Source organism: Bacillus sp. USDA818B3_A (assembly GCF_009928415.1).
Taxonomy (GTDB): Bacteria; Bacillota; Bacilli; order Bacillales; family Cytobacillaceae; genus Neobacillus.
This window is the reverse complement of the sequence record NZ_JAABNN010000015.1, coordinates 82,253-102,359: the sequence shown is the minus strand read 5'-3', so window position 1 is coordinate 102,359 and position 20,107 is coordinate 82,253. Positions and strand designations below refer to the sequence as shown.

Sequence of the window (20,107 nt, the reverse complement as noted above, 5' to 3'; positions counted from 1 at the left end):
ACTCATAGACGGAATAGGAATGGTATTTTTAATTATAAGGGGGCTGCATATGTCAAAATATACATTAGACTGGAATAAATATACACAATTGGCCCGTACTGCAATTGCAGAAGGTGCTGTTCTATTAAAAAATGAAAATGGAACGCTGCCCATAAAATCAGGAACAACCATTTCCGTTTTTGGCCGTAATCAGTTTTCTTATTATAAAAGTGGTACAGGTTCTGGTGGAATGGTAAATGTTGCTTATGTGACAACGCCGTTGGATGCTTTAAAAGGTTGTGACGATATTCAGTTAAATGAGTCACTGCTTCAAACTTACGAAGCATGGCTTGAAGAAAATCCCTTTAATAAAGGGGAAGGCTGGGCAGGAGAACCATGGTCACAAAAAGAAATGCCTGTAAACGAAACTCTTATTGCCGATGCAGCAGCGAATTCTGACATGGCTTTAATCATGATCGGAAGAACTGCCGGTGAAGACCGGGATAATACGGCAGATCCTGGAAGCTTTTTGCTGACAGATATAGAAAAAGACATGATTTCTAAAGTTTGCAAAAAGTTCGCAAAGACGGCTGTCGTCTTGAATGTCGGAAATATAATTGATATGCAGTGGGCAGTGGATTTTCAACCAAGTGCCATCCTCTATGCATGGCAGGGCGGGATGGAAGGCGGTAATGGTCTTTTAGATGTACTCACGGGTAAGGTTGCACCCTCTGGAAAATTAACCGATACAATAGCCAAATCAATCAATGACCATCCATCAACCATCAACTTTGGCCATGAAGACAAAGCGATTTATCAGGAAGATATCTATGTTGGTTATCGCTACTTCGAAACTTTTGCAAAGGATCAGGTACTTTATCCTTTTGGCTTCGGTCTTTCCTATACAACCTTTACAACAGAAGCGGATAAAGCGTCGGAATCAGATGGTATTATTAAAATATCAGTTAAAGTAACAAATACTGGTGCTTTTTCCGGTAAGGAAGTAGTCCAGTTTTATGTAGAAAAACCACAGGGGCAGTTGGGTAATCCAACCCGTAGTCTCGTCTCTTTTGCTAAAACAAAACAAATCAAACCTGGCTGCAGTGAGACTTTGGAATTTTTAATCCCTGTTACTGATTTTGCCTGTTATGATGATGGTGGTGTTACCGGTAATAAATCCTGCTATGTGTTAGAGGCAGGTACATATCGTATGTTTGTTGGAACAGATGTGCGAACTGCAACACCATGCTTTGAATATTACGCAGACACACTCCAAGTTGTTTTACGTTTAAGTGAAAATATCGCTCCTGTCACAGCATTCACCAGGATGAAGCCTGTTGTAAGTGATTCGGGCTATACAATAACCTATGAAGACGTGCCATTACGTACTGTGGACACCCATCAACGATGTCTGGCTGAACTTCCAGAAAACCGTGAGTACAAGGGTGATCTTGGGTACAAGCTGACTGATGTCTATAACCATAGGGTTTCTCTTGAAACTTTCCTTGATCAGCTGACGGATGAAGATCTCGCTTGTATGATCCGCGGAGAAGGAATGTGTTCGCCAAGAGTAACTCCGGGTACTGCCGCAGCCTTTGGCGGGGTATCAGACAGACTTCAAGCGTTTGGGATTCCGGCAGCATGCTGTTCAGATGGGCCTTCTGGTATACGCATGGATTGCGGAACAGAAGCATTTTCACTTCCCAATGGTACCTTGTTGGCATGCACTTTTAATTTGGAGTTAATTGAGGATCTTTACGAAATGGAAGGTCTGGAATTACGTAAGAACCGTATTGATACTCTTCTAGGCCCGGGGATTAATATACACCGCAATCCATTAAATGGACGTAACTTCGAATACTTCTCTGAAGACCCTTATGTTACAGGGAAAATGGCCGCAGCACAGTTAAAGGGTATGCATCGTGTGGGTGTGACTGGCACGCTTAAACATTTTAGTGCCAATAATCAGGAATATCACAGGCATGATCTCAATTCTATTGTTTCTGAACGTGCTTTGAGGGAAATTTACTTAAAAGGTTTTGAAATGGCTGTTAAAGAAGCAGGGGCATACTCGATTATGACTACTTATGGGGCAATAAATGGCTTATGGACTGCAGGTCTCTATGATCAAAATACAAGGATTCTTCGTGATGAATGGGGATTTCAAGGGATTGTCATGACGGACTGGTGGGCAAAAATGAATATTGAAAGCGGTCCTGCTGCCAAAAATAATACTGCAGCAATGGCTCGTGCACAAAATGATCTTTATATGGTTGTTGGTCAATCTGATACCAATCCTTTTGAAGATAATACAGTGTCTTCTCTTGCTAATGATTCACTAACAAGGGGAGAACTATTAAGATGTGCAGCGAATATCTGCCAATTTATCATGCGTTCTCCTGTTATGGAACGTACCCTTGGATTAAATGACTTTTCTATTGAGGTTATTGGTTTAGAGGAATCTACCAAAAAAGAGTTTGATTTTGATGTTGACTATCAACCTGTAAGTGACGGTGGAAGCATTAGCCTTCAAAACATTGATACCTCTACAGGCAGTCAATATGTCTTTGCGGTTGCTCTTGAACATCCTGGGACATATGAAGTAACAATGACCATACGTTCTTCTGCGAATGAATTGGCGCAGATGCCAGTGACATTATTTCAGAACAATGCTCCGGCAGCGACTTTCTCTTTTAACGGAACCAATGGCGAATGGGTATCAAAGTCAGCAAAAGTATTTTTCTTCAATAAGCATGCTTACTTAAAGCTATACTTCGGACTCGGCGGCCTTGAAACGGAAACTATCAATTTTAAATTAATAGAAGGTTTTAGTATGAACAATTTTTAAAATAAAATTAGAACTAAAACAAAAAAAGGCGGGTATAGTACCTGCCTTTTTTGCCTTTTTAGTGGAATTATTTTCTTAATAAAAATACTATTATTCTTTAAAATATACCATAAATATTATGCAGCATTTTTTATAATGTAATTAAGTAAAACGCTTTCCAATCCTAAATACACAAAGCCTTCGCTTTCTAGTAATTGGCAGTATAGAGAAGCACTCTTAGTGTAAAATGAAAACCCATTCAAGGTCCTTCATTGGCGAAGATCAATAACGATCCAAACTTTCATAGGAGGAATAAACCAGAAAATGAAAGCGAAATCACTTATGGGGTGTTGGATGTCTGGAAACCAACTAAAACTTAACTCAGATGAACTTATGGGTTATGGGAGGAATGTAAAAACCAATGTAATCGTCTTCATTTAACTTTGCCGGAAATATTATTTATTCTGCCATCATATTATTTTTAATCTATTATTATACAAACGTTTCTGGAAGCGCTTGTAGTTGGTAGAGTTGTACCCAGAAAAATGCAACAGGTAAACATTAAAAGAGGTGGATGGACACCTCTTAGCACAAATCATCAAGGAGGAAGTCAATATGGAATTATTACAAAAAGAATATCTTGTTGAACCAGATATCAAAATTAGTAAAACAACTCGTATTCGTTTCTCAATTAGTTTCTTCATTTTCGCACTACTGTGGATGGGTGGCCTTGGGATTGTTGCGGCTGTGCTCCTTCCACAACATTTAAAGGATCTTGTGGGAGCAAGCGCCTCCACTTCAATTTTTGGTGTTCTTAACGCTGCAACCGCTGCGGCGTCTCTTGTAGCTAACCTTTTGTTTGGGAACTTTTCTGACCGTACCCGTTCCGTTTTCGGCCGTCGTACCCCATGGATTGTTATGGGTGGTGTTGTTGGTGGCGTTTCTTTATTTCTGATTGGTATTCTGAGTAATGTATGGGCAATCGGCGTCTTCTACTGTATCTGCATGTTCGGTCTGAACATGATGATTGCTCCAGCCATCGCCACGTTGTCTGACCGTGTACCCGATGACATGCGTGGGACGATGTCAGCATTCATGTCTGCTGGTACGACTGTTGGTTCTTCACTTGGCATCCTGATTGGTGCTTATTTCATCACTAATCAATTACCTGGTTTTGCTATCGCCGGTATTTTGATGGGGATTGCGGGTATCTGCACCGTTATTGTCTGGCCAAAAGAGAGGTCATCTAAGGATATGCCGGCTGCAAAAAGTGGCTTTGCTGATATTTTGGCATCTTTCCGTCCACCAGTTAAAGGTGCTCGTGACTTCTGGCTAGCGTTCGCCGGACGAACTCTCTTAATCTTTAGTTACTACATGATTGTTAACTTTCAGCTGTACATTTTGCAAGATTACATTGGTCAAAGCAAAGCTGGGGCTGCGGCTACGATTTCTGCAATGTCCGTGATTACAATGGTTGTTGGTCTTATAGGTTCTCTTGCCTCTGGTGCAATTTCTGATTTCATCGGTCGGCGTAAGCTTCCTGTCATCCTTGCTTCAATCTTGCTTGTGGTTGGGTACATCCTTCCGTGGGTTATGCAGACTCCATTTTCAATGATATTGTTCGCTGGTTTTGCCGGTCTGGGTTATGCCGTGTATGGCGCGGTAGACCAGGCGCTGAACATAGACGTCCTGCCTAATAAAGAGGAGGCTGGTAAAGACCTTGGAATTTTGAACATTGCCACTACGCTTGGTCAGATGGTTGGTCCAATCGTTACTAGTATAGTTGTTGGGATTGGCGGCTATACTTCGGTCTTCCCAACTGCAGTTGTATTTGCTTTAATTGCTTGTATCTTTATTCAGCTTATTCGCTCTACGAAGTAGCATAGCAATAATTAAACCGGAAAATGGAGCTGTTCCTAATAAGGAAATAGCTCCTTCCTTTTTAAGGGTATTTTTTAAACTTCTATTCAAATACAAATAGTAAAGATATTGCAAATGAATAAAATTACTATTTTCCTTTAAAAAATACCATAAAATTTAAGACTATCAATCTATAATATAATCTAATAAAACGTTTTCTTATTAGAAATTTATAGTGGTGAGGAGAAAAAACGATGATGGATAAATTATTATTTGGTGTAGCTTACTATGATGAATACATGCCATACGAAAGATTAGAAGAAGACATCAGAATGATGAAAGAAGCAGGTATTAACTTTGTTCGTATTGCGGAATCCACTTGGAGTACCCATGAACCGCAAAATGGTGTATTCGATTTCACTTCCGTGGACCGAGTATTAGATGCCATGCATAAAGCAAATATAAAAGTAATTGTGGGAACACCAACGTACGCTGTTCCCACATGGCTTGTCAAACAGCATCCAGATGTACTTGCAACAACGAAAAATGGTCCTGGAAAATATGGCGCAAGACAAATCATGGATATTACCAATCCTGTTTATCTATTCCATGCAGAGAGAATTATTCGCAAGTTAATCGATCATGTAAAAGATCATCCTGCGGTCATTGGCTACCAAGTCGATAATGAAACGAAGCACTATGGAACAGCTGGAGATAATGTGCAATTCCAGTTTGTAAAGTACTTAAAAGAGAAATTCTCAACAGTGGAAGAGCTGAATAAAGCTTACGGCTTATCTTATTGGAGCAATCGGATCAATAGCTGGGAAGATTGTCCTTCCATGGTCGGTACCATAAATGGAAGTCTTGGGTCAGAGTTTTCAAAGTTTCAAAGGAAATTAGTTACAGACTTCTTGGCATGGCAGGTAAATATTGTGAAGGAGTACAGTCTGCCGCACCAATTTGTTACCCATAACTTTGATTTTGAGTGGCGTGGATATTCTTATGGAATCCAACCGGATGTAGACCATTTTGAGGCATCAAAAGCAATGGATATAACAGGTATCGATGTTTACCATCCATCACAAAGCCATTTAACAGGTGTAGAAATTTCTTATTGTGGTGACATCGCGCGTTCTACAAAAAATACAAACTATTTCGTTCTTGAAACAGAAGCACAGGCCTTTAAAAATTGGACGCCTTATCCCGGCCAGCTTCGTCTTCAGGCATATAGCCATTTAGCATCGGGGGCGGATATGGTTGCATATTGGCATTGGCATTCCATTCACAATTCGGCTGAAACGTATTGGAAAGGCCTGCTCAGCCATGATTTTAAACCAAATCCTGTTTATAATGAGGCCAAAACAATTGGAAAGGAATTTGAAGAATTATCTCCACACCTTGTCCATTTGAAAAAAAGAAATAAGGCCGCTTTTGTTATTAGTAATGAAAGCTTTACAAGCACGACTTGGTTCCCATTCTCAGAAAACAAAAACTACAATGATGTATTCAGACGATTATATGATGAATTGTACAAGATGAATATTGGATGCGATGTCATCAATACTAGTTTTACCAACTTAAAAGATTACGATCTGATCATTATCCCGTCTCTATATACAGTAAATGATTTGTTTTTACAACAATTAAACGAATATGTCAGAGATGGTGGCCACGTTGTTTATACATTTAAGAGTGGTTTCACCAATGAAAATGTCCAGGTTCGGACAGTCACACAACCAGGAATTATTTCGGAAGCTTGCGGTGTAGAATACAGTATGTTTGTAGAACCTGGACAAACAGGATTAAAAGGATCTTTCTTTGACATTGATTCATCAGAGCAACCTGTCCAGGACTGGATGGAGTTACTAACACCGACAACGGCTGAGGTTTTAGCCTATTACGATCACCAGCATTGGGGTCAATATGCAGCGATTACCCACAATCGTTTCGGCAGCGGAACTGCAACCTATATTGGTTTTTTCCCAAGTGAAGAGGTTGTAAAAGGAGTGTTTAATTTTATCCTAGGTCAAATTCCATCCCTAGATAAAGCAAATGTATCGTTCCCGGTCATTACGAAATCAGGGGAAAACCAATTTGGCAAGGAGATTCGTTATTACTTCAACTACTCCGACAATCCCGAAACAATTCTTTATCCATATGCATCAGGTAAGGAGTTACTTACGAACAGAGATGTGCAAACAGGGGATACCCTCCAGATAAAACCATGGGATTTAGTCATTATTGAATCGTAATCATAAAAATCCTTTTTGACAGCGGAGAAAACACATAGATTAGGAGAATGAGCATGTATTTAGTTATTGATATAGGAGGTACTTTTGCTAAATATGCACAGATGGATTCGGCTGGAAATATCATAACAAAAGGTAAACGTCCAACACCAAGAACAAATTTGGAAGAATTAGAAGATGTCATTTTTTCAATTATAGATGATCAAGATTCTACTGATGTGAAGGGAATTGCGATCAGCTGTCCAGGGACAATTGATGTGGATACCGGAATGATTTATTATGGAGGATCATTTCCATTTTTGCACGAAGTGAACTTGAAAAAGAGAATTGAAGAAAAGTATGGAAAAGATGTGTTTATTGAAAATGATGGGAAATGTGCTGCTTTGGCTGAATTATGGCTTGGCAGCGTGAAGGACGCAAAGGATTCGGTCGTACTCGTTCTTGGAAGCGGGGTAGGAGGCGGAATTATCATCAACGGAAAGCTTCATCGTGGTGTTCATCTGTCCGCAGGTGAAGTAAGTTATGTGATGCATCAAATTAATCCAGTAACAAAAACCGGACAATATTTTGGATTGGATTGTTCAGCTGTTGAAATGGTACGCCGCATCGCAGAAATTAAAAAGTTAGAAGATCCAACAGATGGAGAAACAGTTTTTGAATTTATTAAGCAAAATGATAAAGAAGCAATAGCTGTCTTTGATGAATTTTGCATTTACTTGGCAACTCAGATATTAAATCTGCAATATATTTTAGATCCTGAAGTCTTTGCAATTGGTGGAGGAATTAGTGCTCAGTCCATCTTGCTGGAACGGATTAAATGGGCGATAGAAGAAGTCAAAAAGGCCAATCCGCTGCATATAGGAAATCCTAGAGTCGTTGCCTGTAAATTTCAAAATGATGCAAACCTATATGGTGCCCTGTACCACTTCTTTGTGAGTAAGGAAATGCTTATGTGGAGTTGAATCGTAAACTGTGGGCTTACCTGTCAAGGAAGGCCGGAGAGCACATCCCAGTAGAAGACTTGGATGATTGGATACAGGACATGCTGGATGCGATCCCTTCTTTTAGTGTTGTAATTCTAATAATATATGAATTTAGAGCCTGCTTTTTTATAGAAAAGGCTCTAAATTAAGCTAAGTAAAGCCCTCTCATGTTGAGAAGGGCTTTTTTTACATAAACGTTAAGTTACAAGGGATAAGTATTTCAAAGTATTTTAATTAACGTTTGGACAATGATGATTTATCATGGTATTTGCTTCATTTCCCACTATTATATTCGAAAATCTATTGGCGGCGGCATGATGTAACCGACGGTCTTCGACATGTTTCACGTGTAACATGTCGCTTTTTTGGGAAGCTTCGAATTTCAATATTGAGGACCAAGTATTTACGATGAAGACGTTACGTATAGCCATGTCCGGCAATATCTTTTAAATTGCTTTATTACCACTATGGAAAAGGTATTAATGCAATCCTTTTCAACATGGCTTGAAAAAGTGTGTATTAATCCAAGAAACAATCCTTCTTATAATAAAAGCGTATTCAATATTGGTGAGATAAAGATAGGGAGGAAAACATAATGCAAGAATCTTGGTTAGGCTTAGACGGGAAAGTGGCAATTGTAACAGGCGGTGCATCAGGCATTGGTTTAAATATAGCAAATGAATTATTGAAGAACGGAGCCAAAGTAGTTATTTCAGATTTAAATGTAGAAGAGGGACAGCAAGCAGACGGGTTTTATTTTTTGAAATGTAATGTCTCCAAAAAAGAAAGCGTTGACCAAATGATTGCTCGAACCGTTGAATTGTTTGGCAGTGTGGATATCCTTGTTAATAACGCGGGTGTAAACCTTCCTAGACTCTTAGTGGATGTAAAAGGTGAAAGACCAGAATATGAGATCAGTGAAAAGGATTTTGACTTTATGGTGGCTGTCAACCAAAAGGGCCCATTCCTTTGTTCACAGGCTGCTTCGAAACAAATGTTAAAGCAAAATAAGGGTGTTATCATCAACGTTGCTTCTGAAGCAGGTCAAGAAGGTTCAGCAGGTCAAAGCGTTTATTCCGCAACAAAGGGCGCAGTTATTTCCTTTACCCGTGCTTGGGCAAAAGAATTAGGAAAATATAACATTAGAGTGGTAGCAATCGCTCCAGGAATCATGGAAGCAACTGGATTAAGGACGGATGCTTACAATGAGGCATTGGCTTATACTCGAGGCGTAACTGTGGATGGATTAAACACAGATTATAGCAAATCTATTCCATTGGCAAGGGAAGGTAAATTATCTGAAGTAGCTGAGCTTGTATCTTACCTTGCTTCTGACCGTTCAAGTTACATTACCGGTACGACAGTAAATATCTCTGGTGGTAAATCTCGTGGTTAATGACAACATTAACGAAATTAGGTAAAATTTCTTTCTGTGTACCAAAGAAAAAATCAACAGTTATTTATAAACGGAAGGTGGTGATCAGATGTCTGATTTAGTGTTGGATGCTCGAGTCATTCAAATAATTGAGCTAACACGAAAAAAGACCCACTGTTCTTTGGAATATCTTTCAGAAGAACTTGGAGTCAGTACAAGAACCATCCGAAATGATATTAAGCAGCTGAACAGCGATTTGAATGGAATTGCATCATTAGAGAACGAAAAAGGAAAAGGCTACCGCCTATTCGTTAAGGATGAGCCATTATTTGAGAACTTGGTAGAAAAAATTAATTCAGATAAACATCTGTTTGATTCACCACAGAGCCGGATTGCATTTATCATAGATCAATTAGTAAATACGGATAAGGTTAGTACACTGGATGAATTGGCTTTTGAAATGAATATTGGCAGGACAACCCTTGTTAATGAATTGAAAAAGGCAGCAGTAGCTTTAGAAACTTATCATTTATCTATTCGAGGAAAACAAAACAAGGGGATGTATTTAAGCGGGAAGGAACTAGACCTGCGCTTCTTTATCCTGGATAATGTCTATGATTATTTGTATAGAGATTATCCTCTGGATGAAGATATAAAAGATGCGATAATCAAAGTGGCCAATCAAAATGATTTAGAATCGACCACTTTCAATCGATTAATGAAGTTTGTAGTCGTTATGTTGGACCGTTTTTTAAAAAATCATCCCCTTACAGAGATGAATATAAAACTTGAAAAGCTACTAGATACAAAAGACTATCATCTTGCCTTAGAAATCGTCAAGACAATTGAAGAGCATTTGCCGATCACTATACCACAGTCAGAGATTTTATTTATTACTTTACCGATTGCTGGCAGAAGAACGCCAACTAACAATCGATCTCTGGCTGATATCACCATAACAGATGATGTAAAGCATCTTTTGAGTTTGATTTTTGAACAAGTCGGGTTTGAACAGGACATTATTCTTGAAAATAAAGACTTTTTTGAGGATTTACAATATCATTTAACTTTTATGCTTACTCGCTTGATGTTTGGGGTGAAAATTAACAACCCTTTACTCTCCGATGTGAAGGGGAAATATCCCGTTGCCTACAAAATGGCTGAAATTGCTGGAGAAGTGATTGAAAGAGAATATGGCTTAAAGGTATCAGAAGATGAGCTCGGTTATATCGCTTTCTATTTTGGAGTGTTTATAGCTCAGAATGAAGTAAATGTTAAACAATTACAACGGGTAGCCGTCATTTGCGGAACGGGCAGGGGAACAGCCAAGTTGGTCAGCATTCAACTTCAGCGAGTGTTGAATCAAAATACTCAAATCGATTTATTTTCAGAATCAGAGATCACGAAGGAATTTTTAGCCGATTATAATCTCGTTTTTTCAACTGTAAAACTAGCATTTGAACCAGATTCACCTTTAATCCTGATTAATGAAATTTTTGATGAAAGTAGTGTTTCACGGCAAATTGAAAGAGTGACCTATCTGCAAAAGTTCAAGCTAAAAGATACAGGAAATTATCATTCCATCATAAAGCTATTAATAAATGAAGATAAATTCTTCATTTTAGACAGTAATCGGAGTTATCAAGAAAATGTGGAAGAGATGGTTGACGAGTTAACAAAGAAAGAGTACCTTGATGAGGGCTTTAGAGAGCGGTTGGAGGAAAGGGCGAAAAAAGGGTCAATGGTATTTGACCAATATATCGCGCTGCCGCATACCATTAACCACCAGTCCACAAAAATCGAGCTGGCCCTGGGTGTCTTTCCGGAAAAAGTAAAAACAGACGGAAAAGAAATTAAATTGGTGTTCCTTTTAGGCATACCGGAAGAAACCGATTACGATGCAAGTCTTTTAGTCAAAATTTACGACGAGATCATTCGCATCGCAGCCAATAGAAAAATAATTGGCCAATTGGCTGATGCATCCAGCTACGAAGAGTTATCGAAGTACCTTGAACAAGCAATCAGGTCATAAACAATCAATCTTTTAGGAAGTGGACTCATGCAAATTATGCTCATCATTATTCTTATCGCTGGTGCATTTATCGTACAAGCGGGATTAGGTTTTTTACAAATCAAGCATTTCTCAAAAGCATATACAGAGTTAAGACGAATCGGAAAAGTCGCAATTGGTAAAAGGCCAGGAAAGGTCCGGGCTGGAACCATTGTCATGTTTGCCATCTCAAATAGCGGCAAGATCCTCAAAGCAAAGAAAATGCAAGGGGTCACGGTCATGGCGAAGGTCAAGGATTTAAATGGCTTTGAAGGTAAAAACATTAAAACGCTTACTGAAAACGACATGAAGCATTGCAATAAACTTTTGAAATTAGCGATTTTAGATGCAGTCCATAATTACAAAACAATCATGAGCGGCGGAGAAATTCCCGAAAAGAATAGTCTCTTTAAGCGTGTGATGCTGCAGGCTGAACGCGTTACGTTTGCAAGAAAATAAATTACGGGGTGAGACCTAATGGATATTATCGTACATTTAGCACAAGGATTTATGAAACTGTTTCAAACTGGTGCTGATACATTTCTTTCATGGATGAAAGGCATTGTTCCAGTTGTATTACTTTTAATGGTTGCCATGAATACATTGATTCAATTGATTGGGGAAAAACGGATTAACAAGCTGGCAAAAGCTTCAGCCAAAAACCCGCTCTTAAGATATATGGTCCTTCCATTTATCGGTTCATTTATGCTTGGTAATCCAATGGCGCTGTCATTAGGACGATTTTTACCAGAAAAGTACAAACCAAGCTACTATGCTTCTGGGGCTTATTTCTGCCATACAAGCAATGGATTATTTCCGCATATCAATGCAGGTGAATTGTTTATTTACTTAGGGATCGCAACAGGGATTCAAAAACTTGGTTTAAACTCAGCAGAATTAGCTGTCCGTTATATGCTCGTAGGTCTTGTTATGAACTTCTTCGCCGGCTGGATTACAGACTTTACAACCAAAATGGTTGAGAAACAGCAAGGCATTAAATTGAAATCCGAAGTGAAATTACACTAGGAGATAGGGTGGGTTAAAGATGAGTGAATATCGTTCAATTAAAATAGTCAAAGGCAGCGGCGGTTTTGGGGGTCCATTGACAGTTACTCCAACTGCAGCTAAAAATAAAATCGTTTACATCACAGGCGGCGGAGCGAAGCCGGACATTGTTGATCGAATTGTAGAACTTACAGGTGCAGAGGCTGTGAATGGATTCCAAACATCTGTTCCTGAAGAAACCATTGCATTAGCGATTATTGATTGCGGCGGGACATTACGCTGTGGTATCTATCCGCAAAAAAGGATTCCAACCGTTAATATTATGCCGACAGGAAAAAGCGGCCCATTGGCAAAATTCATTACTGAAGATATTTATGTATCTGCTGTTGGTTTGAATCAAATCCAGATTGCCGAAAGTGGTGAGGTTGAGGCAGCGGCGGCGGCTGAAAAAATTCAAGAGCCTGAAAGAGAATTTAAGTATAGTGCAGATAAAAAGGTTTCACAAACTTTGGCTGCAAATAAAAATAATAGCATCGTCACCAAATTTGGACTGGGTGCTGGAAAAGTTATAAATACCTTCTACCAGGCCGGCCGGGATGCTGTCCAAACAATGATTAACACAATTATTCCATTCATGGCGTTTGTTTCGCTATTGATTGGGATTATCCAAGGATCTGGAATTGGTAATCTTTTTGCAAAGGTCATGTCACCACTTGCAGGGAATATCTGGGGCTTGATCTTGATTGGATTTATTTGTTCATTGCCATTCCTGTCTCCGCTGCTTGGCCCTGGCGGTGTTATTGCACAAGTAATCGGAACACTGATTGGGGTTGAAATTGGTAAGGGGAATATCCCTCCACAGTTAGCGCTGCCTGCTTTGTTCGCAATCAATACCCAAAATGCTTGTGACTTCATTCCTGTAGGATTAGGTCTTGCAGAAGCAGAGGCAGAAACAGTTGAAGTTGGGGTTCCGTCCGTCCTCTACTCGAGGTTCTTAATAGGTGTACCGAGGGTCTTTGTGGCATGGCTTGCAAGTTTTGGACTTTATGAATAATCAAGTAACGATAAAATGCTATCAAAAAATAAAGTATTGGAGGGTTGGCGCATCGAAAATGAATAGATGATGCGCAAGAAATATGAAAACAATTTACGAGAATACAATAAAAAGCATTGGAATTGCAGCAAATTCCTTTTTAGAAGATAAAATGTTTATTTTGTTTGGAGATGGAGCTCCTCAAGAACTAAAGGATTTTTGCTACAACATTGAGGTTGTGGATGCCGCTGAAGAAATTAAAGCAGGACAAAAACTTTATATTAATAATGATGCATTTGAAATCACATCTGTTGGGGACGTTGTTCAAAGAAACCTTACAACATTAGGACATATTACGCTGCGCTTTGATGGTTCAACATCACCTGAATTACCTGGAACGTTATATTTAGAAAATAAAGACGTTCCATCAATGGACTTAGGCACAGAACTAAAGATTGTAAGTGAATAGCCTTTGTTAAACAAAATCCCAATAAAAAGGCTTAATCTTTTATAGATTAAGCCTTTACTTTTTAAGGAGGAAATCCAATGAAACTGTATATTGATTCAGCTAATGTAAAAAAAATTGAGTACATAAATGAATATTATCCGATTGCCGGTGTTACTACCAATCCCTCTATTATTGTAAAAGAAAATCGCCCATATCTGGATCTTCTCAAGGAAATAAGGGCAGTAATTGGCGACGAAAAGGAATTATTTGTTCAAGCAATAGGTGGTTCAGCAGAGGAAATAGTGGAAGAGGCAAAATTTATCCAGCGCCAGATAACAGGTAACGTGGTTGTCAAGATTCCGGTTACCGAAGAAGGAATTAAAGCCATCAAATTACTTGCTCCAGAAAAAATACCTACACTGGCAACAACCATTTATACCTCTTTTCAAGCTTTAATTGCCGGAATGGCTGGGGCAAAATATGTAGCTCCCTATGTGAACCGGATTGATAATTTAACGGGTAACGGAGTCAAAGTCGTTTCTGAAATTAGTCAATTCTTTTCATCGTATCTAATGACAACGGAAATAATTGCTGCCAGTTTTAAAAATGTTCAACAGGTTCATGATGTTTGTCTTGCTGGTGCACAAAGTGTCACAGTTGGAACAGATCTTATTGAGAAATTTTTAGCATTTCCAGCGACTCTTCAAGATGTGAGTGCTTTTAAAAATGAATGGCAGAACATGTATGGGGTTGAGAAATCCAATCTAGTAAATTCATAGGCCTTAAATGAAATATCCACAGACTTGGGAATAATAATCATTTAAGATTATTGAACAGAGCCAGAAGGTGATAAACATGGAAAGAACCCCAATTACTTTTCAAGGTAAAGATTACATTCTTCTTTATCAATACGAATCTGGTTATTGTGAAATTGTTAAAGTAGGAGAACAATATAATCAAATTTTATTAGTGCATCTCTCAGAAATAAAGCATAATCAGATAAATATAAAAAAGTAAACTTGGTAATTTGAAAAAACATGGCAACCTATAACAAAAAGCTAACTATAGAGAAGGTCTTTCATCAGTTTGCTAAACTGTTGGGAGGCCTTTTCTTCCATATTGGCGGTCATATGAGATTAGATATTTACTTTCATACAATATATGTAAGTCCAAGCCGCTGGAACATTTCTTTATTACACATTCCAAATTAAATTAGCGTGCTTTTATAAGTAAGGAAAAACCTAGAGGTAACACCTCTAGGTTTTTTATTTTCAGTAAATCCATCCAACCAGTTTTATAATTAAATTCCTTTTTCTTTTTTTCGCTTTATCTGGACTAGAGGTTTTTTACAAAAATTATAGAGAACTTTTCAGAAAATTTACACTCCCTTAAAAGAAATTCAACGTTTTTATCTTATATTGATAATTGGATGAAAGAGGAGGGTAAAAAAGTGATTCGTCAAAAAATTTATCTCATGGTAGATGACTTGGTTTTTGAAGTGGATAAAACAGAAATTTCCTTGGAGCAATTGAGAGGATTGGATACAGACGAACCGATGGAATTTAGAAAGTTAAAAAGGAATGACCATGATTCTTTTAAAGTTGAGCGTGAGTAATATTCTTTATGAAGCTTGATAGGCCCGGGTAAAGAATGAAAGGGATGTGATCAGTTGAGTATTACTGTTGTTATACCTACTTATAACCGAGCAAATAAGATTAATAAATCTATTGAAAGTGTTATGGAACAAACTTATCCCGTCGATGAAATCATCATTGTTGATGACTTTTCAACGGATCACACAGAACAAGTAGTTCGGTCGTTTAATAATGAAAAAATAAAATATGTTGTTAACTCATTTAAAAAAGGGGCAAATGGTGCAAGAAATACGGGAATTATGATGGCTAAGGGGCAATATATCGCCTTTCAAGACAGTGATGATAGATGGTTACCTGAAAAAATAGCAAAACAATACCATTACATGATGGAACATCCAAGTGTTGATCTGTGTTTCTGCAGCATGGATCTGATAGGGAGTAAACGTGGAATTGTGCCCAAGCGGCAAGTGACACCTAAAGAAATGGCCACGCAGCTTGAGAAAGGTAATTTTATAAGTACCCAAACCATTTTCACAAAAAATAATGTGGCAAAAAGCATTCTATTCGACGAAGACCTGAAACGATTTCAAGATTGGGATTTTGTTTTGAGAGTAGTAAGAGAATATAATATTCACCATTTAAATGAAATTCTTGTAGAGGTAGAGGTTCAAGAAGATAGTATTAGTAAAACTATTAATGAAGTAGAAGCATTAAAGAAATTCTTTACCAAATATCCATATCTGACCAAAACACACCTGGTCAATAAATCCCTTTATTACAAAATCCTTGTTCATGATTATATAATTCAGGAACAAGCTGGTAAGTCCATCTTAAGTTTATTGAAATATAACTTCTATAGGTATTTTGATAAGGTGATCAATCAGAGGGTGAAATTATAGGAATTTGTGGAGTTGGTAAAAGAATTGGTAGTTAACAACAAAGTTTTAACCGATTCCTTAAAATCGTTAGGAAGGATGTAAAATGGAAAAAGTCGATATATTGTTGCCGATTTACAATTCAGTAATTGAAACCCAAAACTGCATCGAAAGCATTTTGGAGAATACACCACAAGATAAATTTAATTTATATTTATTGGATGATAAAAGTCCATGTGTTCAGATCGAATACTTGACAAAGTACTATTCGGAAAAACATCCGAAAAATATCTTTGCGATTCGAAATAAGGAGAATCTCGGCTTTCCAGGGAACGTTAATAATGGGTTTGCGATGACTGAAAATGATGTGATCATCCTGAATAGTGATACATTGGTTACTGAAAATTGGCTGGAAATCCTGACTGACGTAGCATACAGCGATGAATCAATCGCCTCAATTATTCCGATGAGTAACTACGGCATTATATCAGGACTTCCCACTCCGAATAGTACTGTAAATGAATTATTTTCGTTTGAAGAGCTTATAACGGCCTTCCGAAATAGTAAAGAATCTGGATATATCGAATCACCTCTGTTAATCGGTTTTTGTATGTACATGAAAAGAACGGCATTAAAATCGGTTGGGGTCTTTGATGCTGAGGCGTTTAAACGCGGATATGGAGAAGAAACGGACTGGTGCATGAGGGCCAGACAAAAGGGGTATAAACTAGCGGTGGCAAAGGCTGCCTATGTTCATCACATTGGCGGCAGTTCATTTGGAGCGGAAAAAGAACTGCTGCAAAAAAGGTCGAAGGAAATTCTACTGCAGCGTTATCCGCAAATTGATGCTGAATTAGAACAGTTTGTAAAAGAGACCCACTTTAAAGCGATGAGAAGGGACATGATGAGAAGCCTGCCATTTTTTCGAAAGAAAGCAGGGGGCAGGCTAAAAATAAAAATGATCAAACATTTTGTTTCAAACCGCATCTAGTCAATTAAAAAGGAGTTTATAAATGTAGTGGGTAAACTTATTTCGAATTATTTTTTCACCGTCCTGCATCAGTTGTTATTAATGTTAACCCCCTTTATTACAACTCCATATGTTGCTCGAATTTTGAAGGCTGAAGGAGTCGGGACGGATGCCTATGTTTTATCGATCGTACAGATTTTCATTGTATTTATTGTTTTAAATTTGCCGATGTACGGAAGCAGGCAAATCGCCATAAAAAAAAATCAGGAAGAAGCATCCGTTGAATTTTGGTCTATATTTACCTTTCAACTCATTGTCTCTATTTTAAACCTAATCGTTTACTTGATTTTTATTCAGACGCTTTCGTCCCATAAAGAACTGTATTATATTCATATTTCAACTCTATTAGCCTATAGCCTGGATGTATCCTGGTATTTTATCGGCAAAGAGCAGATTAAAAGGATTGCAATTCGAAATATGATCACTAAGATAGCAGGCATTTTTTTGATTTTTACCTTCGTGAAGCATTCACAGGACCTTCCATTATACGTTGCAATTAATGGTGGCACGCTGTTAATCGGACAATTAATTATGTGGAGGCCATTATTTAAGGAAATCAAATTTGTAAAGCTTCCGATAAAGGACATGAAAGAACATATTCGTCCTATTTTTCTCTTGTTTATTCCGCAATTAATGATCCAAGTCTATGCATTGATTAACCGGATTGTACTGGGAAATGTTTCTGGTGAGATACAGGTGGGGTATTACAATCAGGCATATAAAGTGGAGAGAATAGCAATTGGCTTATTCAGTTCAATGGGAACTGTCTTACTGCCGAGAATGGCTTCAGAGTTTTCCAAGGGAAACAAAGAACAGTTGAGAAGGTACACTGACTATACACTGCGGTTTGTATTGATGATTACGTTACCGATGACATTGGGTCTAATGGCAATTTCCCCTAACTTTGTAAAATGGTTTTTAGGGACAGAATTCACAAGTGTTTCAAACATTTTGATTCTGATGTGTCCTGATATCATTTTTGTAGGATTGGCCAATGTTTTTGGTATTCAAATATTGGTTGCGACACAACAGCAAAATAAATACACAATATCAATCACGGTTGGCGCTTTTTTGAGTTTACTTATTAATTTGTTATTGGTCCATTCACATGGAAGCATCGGGACAACAATTGCGTTATTGGTCGCCGAGGGAGTTGGAGCGGTCTTTCAAATGTATTATGCAAGGAAATACTTTCATTTTAAAAACTTTTTACTGTTATTTATTAAGTATTTGATTCTAAGTGTGTTTGTTTTCATAGTGGCAGTCTATTTAGGGAAGGTTTTATCGGTTCCTCCAATGCTGTTAACGGTGATCCAGTTGCTCGCAGGTGTATTCGTCTATTTGTTTGGATTATTGATTGTAAGGGATCCTCTTCTGTTTAAGACTGTTAGAGGTTTTTACAATAGGATGTTCTTAAAATATGATAAGGCGCAGAATTGACATTCAAAACATGTGCATCATGAATGGGCGGCATAAGTACTATAGAGATTATTTACATTATATTAGGAGTAGCGGAGATGTAGTTAAAATGAAAATTACCATTGCAGGAACCGGCTATGTAGGATTATCGAATGCGATACTTTTAGCCCAACACAATGAGGTCATAGCTCTTGATATTATTCAAGAGAAAGTAGATATGATTAATAATAAAAGATCTCCTTTTATTGATCATGAGATTGAAGAATTCTTAGCAACAAAAGAACTTAATTTATCCGCAACAACAGATAACTATAAAGCCTTTAAAGATGCGGAATATGTTATTATTTCAACCCCGACAAATTATGACCCTGAGAAGAATTATTTTAACACAAGAACCGTTGAAGCGGTGATTGCCAATGTTCTTTCCATAAACCCAGATGCTGTCATGGTGATTAAATCTACCGTTCCGGTAGGTTACACGGAGAAAGTAAAAGAGAAGTTTGAAACAGACAATATTATTTTTTCACCGGAGTTTTTAAGAGAAGGAAAAGCTTTTTACGATAATTTGTATCCTTCCAGAATTGTAGTAGGTGAACAATCAGAAAGAGCGAAAATATTTGCTGATTTATTAGCGGAAGGTGCTATAAAAGAGGATATTCCTGTTCTGTTTACGAATTCAACTGAAGCGGAAGCTATTAAATTATTTGCTAACACTTATCTGGCAATGAGGGTTGCTTTTTTCAATGAACTGGATTCCTATGCAGAGGTCAGAGGATTAGATACCAAACAGATTATCGATGGTGTTGGCCTTGACTCGCGTATAGGGAACCATTACAATAATCCTTCCTTTGGATATGGCGGCTATTGTCTTCCGAAAGATACAAAGCAGTTATTAGCCAACTATGCTGATGTACCTAATAACATCATGACGGCTATTGTGGATGCCAATAGAACGAGGAAAGATCATATTGCCGACATGATTATCAAGAGAAATCCTCAAATAGTTGGTATTTATAGATTAACGATGAAAATGGACTCGGACAACTTCAGACAATCAGCTATTCAAGGGGTCATGAAGCGCATTAGGGCAAAGGGCATTGAAGTAGTTGTTCACGAACCAGCTTTACATGAAGAGAAATTCTATAATTCTAGGGTAATTAATGAAACTGCAGAGTTTAAAAGATTAAGTGACGTGATTGTTGCTAATCGATTATCGGATGAATTACTTGATGTTGAGGATAAAGTGTATACAAGGGATTTATTTAGTAGGGATTAAAATTTCAACAGTGTCATGTAAATAATTTTTTTCAATAGCAAAACCACTTCCTAAAAAATAAAGGAGTGGTTTTTTTTGTTGTTAAAAGTTGCTTTAGCAATTC

The 20,107-nt window shown here is 37.9% G+C and carries 17 protein-coding genes; all 17 read left to right on the top strand.

All coding sequences use genetic code 11. From position 1 onward, the window contains the following. Positions 1-49: 49 nt before the first annotated feature. Entirely contained in the window at positions 50-2,827 is a 2,778-nt protein-coding gene (locus GXK58_RS19735; RefSeq protein ID WP_160724898.1) for a glycoside hydrolase family 3 protein, read from the top strand. Positions 2,828-3,421: 594 nt separating this feature from the next. After that, a complete protein-coding gene (locus GXK58_RS19730; protein WP_160724897.1) occupies positions 3,422-4,687 on the top strand; it encodes an MFS transporter in 1,266 nt (421 codons plus the stop codon). A 236-nt stretch (positions 4,688-4,923) separates the two neighbouring features. Then, entirely contained in the window at positions 4,924-6,918 is a 1,995-nt protein-coding gene (locus GXK58_RS19725) for a beta-galactosidase (protein WP_160724924.1), read from the top strand. A gap of 53 nt (positions 6,919-6,971) precedes the next feature. After that, the gene (locus tag GXK58_RS19720; RefSeq protein ID WP_160724896.1) at positions 6,972-7,877 is read left to right on the top strand and encodes an ROK family protein; all 906 of its coding nucleotides are present in this window, start codon (positions 6,972-6,974) and stop codon (positions 7,875-7,877) included. Positions 7,878-8,493: 616 nt separating this feature from the next. Next, on the top strand, positions 8,494-9,294 hold the full coding sequence (locus tag GXK58_RS19715) for an SDR family oxidoreductase (RefSeq protein WP_160724895.1): 801 nt from the start codon (positions 8,494-8,496) through the stop codon (positions 9,292-9,294). Positions 9,295-9,382: 88 nt separating this feature from the next. Beyond that, positions 9,383-11,305: a BglG family transcription antiterminator gene (locus tag GXK58_RS19710; protein WP_160724894.1), complete on the top strand. Its 1,923-nt coding sequence runs from the start codon at positions 9,383-9,385 to the stop codon at positions 11,303-11,305. Between the two features lie 27 nt (positions 11,306-11,332). Then, the gene (locus GXK58_RS19705; RefSeq protein WP_202171404.1) at positions 11,333-11,782 is read left to right on the top strand and encodes a transcriptional regulator GutM; all 450 of its coding nucleotides are present in this window, start codon (positions 11,333-11,335) and stop codon (positions 11,780-11,782) included. An 18-nt stretch (positions 11,783-11,800) separates the two neighbouring features. Then, positions 11,801-12,349, top strand: coding sequence for a PTS glucitol/sorbitol transporter subunit IIC (gene srlA, locus GXK58_RS19700; protein ID WP_160724893.1), 549 nt, complete (start codon positions 11,801-11,803; stop codon positions 12,347-12,349). A gap of 19 nt (positions 12,350-12,368) precedes the next feature. Further along, positions 12,369-13,382, top strand: a complete 1,014-nt coding sequence (gene srlE, locus GXK58_RS19695) for a PTS glucitol/sorbitol transporter subunit IIB (protein ID WP_160724892.1) — start codon at positions 12,369-12,371, stop codon at positions 13,380-13,382. Positions 13,383-13,464: 82 nt separating this feature from the next. Continuing rightward, complete coding sequence (locus GXK58_RS19690) at positions 13,465-13,830, top strand: PTS glucitol/sorbitol transporter subunit IIA (RefSeq protein ID WP_160724891.1); 366 nt, start codon at positions 13,465-13,467, stop codon at positions 13,828-13,830. Positions 13,831-13,907: 77 nt separating this feature from the next. Further along, positions 13,908-14,588 (top strand): transaldolase family protein, encoded by a 681-nt coding sequence (locus tag GXK58_RS19685; RefSeq protein ID WP_160724890.1) that lies wholly within the window; start codon positions 13,908-13,910, stop codon positions 14,586-14,588. A gap of 76 nt (positions 14,589-14,664) precedes the next feature. Further along, positions 14,665-14,826, top strand: a complete 162-nt coding sequence (locus GXK58_RS19680) for a hypothetical protein (RefSeq protein ID WP_160724889.1) — start codon at positions 14,665-14,667, stop codon at positions 14,824-14,826. 433 nt (positions 14,827-15,259) lie between these two features. Continuing rightward, the gene (locus GXK58_RS19675; protein ID WP_160724888.1) at positions 15,260-15,424 is read left to right on the top strand and encodes a hypothetical protein; all 165 of its coding nucleotides are present in this window, start codon (positions 15,260-15,262) and stop codon (positions 15,422-15,424) included. Between the two features lie 54 nt (positions 15,425-15,478). Further along, entirely contained in the window at positions 15,479-16,303 is an 825-nt protein-coding gene (locus tag GXK58_RS19670; RefSeq protein WP_160724887.1) for a glycosyltransferase family 2 protein, read from the top strand. Positions 16,304-16,385: 82 nt separating this feature from the next. Next, positions 16,386-17,270 (top strand): glycosyltransferase family 2 protein, encoded by an 885-nt coding sequence (locus GXK58_RS19665; protein WP_160724886.1) that lies wholly within the window; start codon positions 16,386-16,388, stop codon positions 17,268-17,270. Between the two features lie 27 nt (positions 17,271-17,297). Continuing rightward, positions 17,298-18,749 (top strand): oligosaccharide flippase family protein, encoded by a 1,452-nt coding sequence (locus tag GXK58_RS19660; RefSeq protein ID WP_160724885.1) that lies wholly within the window; start codon positions 17,298-17,300, stop codon positions 18,747-18,749. Positions 18,750-18,837: 88 nt separating this feature from the next. Beyond that, positions 18,838-20,004, top strand: coding sequence for a nucleotide sugar dehydrogenase (locus GXK58_RS19655; protein ID WP_160724884.1), 1,167 nt, complete (start codon positions 18,838-18,840; stop codon positions 20,002-20,004). The last annotated feature ends 103 nt before the right edge of the window (positions 20,005-20,107 follow it).